5 protein-coding genes are annotated in these 2,809 nt (G+C 65.9%); 1 reads left to right on the plus strand and 4 read right to left on the minus strand.

The window, feature by feature from the left end; genetic code table 11:
• The 4 genes from AB1609_20105 to AB1609_20120 form a co-directional block, all read right to left on the minus strand.
• Positions 1 to 173 (minus strand): helix-turn-helix domain-containing protein (locus AB1609_20105; GenBank protein MEW6048746.1); only part of this gene is annotated, 173 nt, incomplete at its 3' end.
• A gap of 27 nt (positions 174 to 200) precedes the next feature.
• Positions 201 to 440 carry a helix-turn-helix transcriptional regulator gene (locus tag AB1609_20110; protein ID MEW6048747.1) on the minus strand — a complete coding sequence of 80 codons (240 nt, stop codon included), beginning with the start codon at positions 438 to 440 and terminating at the stop codon, positions 201 to 203.
• A 167-nt stretch (positions 441 to 607) separates the two neighbouring features.
• Entirely contained in the window at positions 608 to 2,254 is a 1,647-nt protein-coding gene (locus AB1609_20115; protein MEW6048748.1) for a hypothetical protein, read from the minus strand.
• A complete protein-coding gene (locus AB1609_20120) occupies positions 2,255 to 2,476 on the minus strand; it encodes a helix-turn-helix transcriptional regulator (protein MEW6048749.1) in 222 nt (73 codons plus the stop codon).
• Positions 2,477 to 2,682: 206 nt separating this feature from the next.
• Between AB1609_20120 and AB1609_20125 the strand changes: the two genes are divergently transcribed.
• A partial coding sequence (locus AB1609_20125) for a recombination protein O N-terminal domain-containing protein (GenBank protein ID MEW6048750.1) occupies positions 2,683 to 2,809 on the plus strand: 127 nt, incomplete at its 3' end.

Consider the following 2,809-nt stretch of genomic DNA (forward strand, 5'->3'; position numbering starts at 1 on the left):
ACAGGTACACGCAGTTGCTTGCCCACCCGAACCGTGGGGAGGGTTCCCTCGGCTGCCATCTTGTAGGCCGTCTTCAAACTACACCGCAACAACCTGGCGGCCTCGGGGACCTTCAGCATGGCAGGCCGGTCTAGCATCCCATCACCCCCTCTCGTTGTCCATTGTATCAACATGTGGTAGGCCCAAACAACCCCGGCCCACTAGATGTAGGACGCCGCCTTTTCCGGCACCTCGTCCACCGCAACAGCAAAACCCTTCGCGTCGAACAACTCCTCCGGCCTCAGCCCCAGCGCCCGCGCCAGCCGCGCCTGGTGCGTCGGCAAGGCCGCCATCAGGCCGCGCTCGTACTGGCTCACATACATCGGATGAACGTTAGCCTGCGCCGCGAGCTTCCATGCCGGTATCCCCCGCGCCAGCCGCTCCCTCTTCAGCCGTGTCATCTTCGCACCTCCCTCCGAGCGAATAGTGCAGCTATTATGAATATAATCACACAAGTCACGCCTGTCAAGATGTGGCGACGGTTCCTCCCCGCAGGAAAGCGAACACCCCCCGGCCTCCTCGCAGGGAGGCCAGGGGGCCTAGCCGCTTCGCTAGTTCCTGCTCGGCATCACCTGCCGAACCGGAGTTGGTAGTAAGTCCTCCAGTAATTCTCCCAATCTTCACGCGACTCGCTGCTGAGCAGGCGTGACCACAACGTGCTCGGCTGCTGCTGCGGGGGCGGAAGCGCTGCGTCCACTGCCCGGCGCATGGCGTCCGCAGCCTCCCGGTCCACCCAGCCCAACTGCTCCCACGCGTTGATCAAATTCAGCCGCTCTTCCCGGCGCTGCGCCCGCTTGGTGGGGTCGGTGATACCGACATCGGTGGACAGCAGCTTGCCGAACAGATTCAAAGCTTCCTGCCCCTCTTTATTCCCCTGCGCGGCCAAGCGTTTCTCCTCCAGATCAAGGCGCTTGCGCTCGATGTCCAGCATCTGCTGGCGGTACCACCGATCCGCCGCAAGCTCCTGCTCCCGCAGCACCCGCTCCCACAAGGGGCGACCGGCGGCCTGCTGGAACGCGGACATGATGTCACCAGTGTAGGGCAGGACCGTCCCCACCAGCCGGGACAAGTCAAGGGCCGTCCCGATGTCAAATTGCCGAGCCTGCTCCGCGAGGCGGCGGGCCTCCAGGGTGGGCAGCCCATACAGCGTACCCGTCAACTCGGCCTCCCACAAGGGCATCCGGCGCTCGAACTGCCGGGCCTCCTCCGCGAGTCCGCCCGCACGAAGCAGGGCGTCCAGCCACGCCTCCCGAGCGGCCTGGTCAAGGCGCTGGGCCTCGGCCCAGCGCTGGAACTCCTGCGCGGCCCGTTGCAAACCAAGCTCCTGCGCCCACTGGGACTGGCCGATCTGCGCCTGCCAGTACCGGGCAAGCTGGTCCAGCCAGTTCTGCCGCATCTCCTCCTGGAGCCCGAGGGCGCGAAGTAGATTATCTACTTCGGCCTGCCGCCCCTGGTATGCCATCTGCCACAGTTGCGCGGCCTCGTCCAGCGAGAGCCGCCCGGCCTGGAGAGCCTGGCCCACGGCGTCGGCGAGGGCGCGGGTGCGGATTTCGGCAAGTTGGCGGCCAAGTTCTGTCGCCGCCTCACGCTCTTGAGCCGCTGCCGCACCGGACGCCAAGAGCCCCCTCGCGGCCCACTGGTTCTGGAGGTTCTGAAGCTGCCTCGCAGCTTCAGAACGCGCCAACTCCGTCGCGGCTTGCAGCCACGGCTCCTGCACCTGCTGGAACTGGGCGATCCATTGACCCAATTGTTCTGGAGAGGCGAAGCGGGCCTGCGGCACCTCGGGCAGCGGGCGGGCGAGGGCCTGCTGCAACTGCTGGAGGTTGAAGGGCTGGGCAGGGGCCTGCCCGATAGCCCGGAGCCAGGGGGTCAGGTCCACGGTCTGGCCGGGGCGCTCCTGGATGGCAGGAGGGGTGACGGGTGCGGGCTTCATCTGTTGGACTTGGCGCAAAAGTTGCGGTGCGGGGGAGGCCGGTTGTGGTTGGGCCACCGCCGGAGTCCAGTTGGCGCCCATGTAACTCCGGGCATACTGCAACCCCGCCCCCTCGGGCCTGCCGTATACCAGGGTATTGGCAACGGCCTCCGAGGCCTCGGCAGCGCGGAGGGCGTTGGCCTGCTGGTGGAGTTGGGCGCGGAGGGCAGGGTCGGTGGTTTGCTCCCACCTGCGTTTCAGCTCCGCGAGCTGGCGGTCAAGGTTGCTGGCAGGGATGGACATTCAGACCACCTCCAATTCCGCTTCTAAGGGCCAACCACGGTGGTCAAACACGGTTTCCACCGGCAGCCCCAGCGCCTCCGCAATGCGGTGGGCCTGCTCGGCTGTGGGGCGCAGCCGTCCGGCCTCGATCTTGGACAAGTCCGACGGGTGGACGCGGGCCTGCAACGCCAATGCCCAGGCCGTCATGCGGCGGCGCTTCCGTTCCAGCCTAACGCGGGTCATTCCAATTTCTCCCTCCTTTAAAGACGACAAATCCTCACGGGGACATTCTACCATGCCAAGGCATGGGATGCAACTCAATTCGGAACAATCTGACGCAGGAACCCCGTCGGGGAGCGAGGAATGCTCTGAATACGAAGTTCTGCGCGGCTGAGGCCGCCTGCAGGGGTGCTGGTGGGCCGAAATCGTTGCCGCCGTGGGAAACCTGCATGGCCCTCTATCACGTGGAAGGTATCATCCTGCGCAGCCGCGATCTGGGTGAGGCAGACCGCCTGCTGACCGTGTATTCGCTCGAGGAGGGAAAGCTGGCCGCCGTGGCCAGGGGGGCGCGGCGGC

Source organism: Bacillota bacterium (genome assembly GCA_040754675.1).
GTDB lineage: Bacteria > Bacillota > Limnochordia > Limnochordales > Geochordaceae > Geochorda.

Coding starts and splice junctions, on each gene's coding strand:
- AB1609_20110 (MEW6048747.1), bottom strand. CDS start 440: ATGACACGGCTGAAGAGGGAGCGGCTGGCGCGGGGGATACCGGCATGG.
- AB1609_20115 (MEW6048748.1), bottom strand. CDS start 2,254: ATGTCCATCCCTGCCAGCAACCTTGACCGCCAGCTCGCGGAGCTGAAA.
- AB1609_20120 (MEW6048749.1), bottom strand. CDS start 2,476: ATGACCCGCGTTAGGCTGGAACGGAAGCGCCGCCGCATGACGGCCTGG.